Below are 515 nucleotides of genomic sequence, written 5' to 3'. Positions count from 1 at the left end.
GAGCACGTGTCCGGATCGAGGTCATGCCCGCACCTCCAATCCAAAGAAGGGGGCTGCTGTACGAATGATCGTTTCAATGTCCGAATGAAGAGCGCGGAAGCCGAGTTTTTCGGCAGCAAGATCCGAAGCTGCGTAAAGGGCAGGCGGATCACCCGCACGGCGCATGCGCATGGCGACCGGAACCGGACGGCCGCAGATGCGTTCGATCGCACGGATGATTTCTTTGATCGAGGTGCCGCGTCCGGTTCCGAGATTGACGGCAAGATTGTTTCCGCCCGACAGGAGATATTCAACCGCCAGGACATGCGCCCTGGCAAGGTCGGTCACATGGATGTAGTCGCGGACGCATGTGCCATCGGGCGTATCATAGTCGCTACCAAAAACATCCAGTTTCTCAAGCGCTCCGCCTGTTGCCAGCAAGGCGCGGGGAATGAGATGCGTTTCCGGATTGTGCCACTCACCGAGTTCGCGCTCCGGATCGGCGCCTGAGGCGTTGAAGTAGCGCAGGGCCACAT

General features: G+C 59.4%; 1 protein-coding gene. It reads right to left on the bottom strand.

Annotated elements, in window-relative coordinates:
- Nucleotides 1-21: 21 nt before the first annotated feature.
- Nucleotides 22-515: NAD-dependent epimerase/dehydratase family protein (locus tag QD409_RS35765; RefSeq protein ID WP_430765087.1), on the bottom strand; the 494-nt coding region annotated here is incomplete at its 5' end.

The organism is Rhizobium sp. BR 315 (assembly GCF_050577975.1).
GTDB classification, from domain to species: domain Bacteria; phylum Pseudomonadota; class Alphaproteobacteria; order Rhizobiales; family Rhizobiaceae; genus Rhizobium; species Rhizobium miluonense.
Note: the sequence above shows the minus strand (reverse complement) of the source record. Positions and strands in the feature narration are given on the sequence as shown.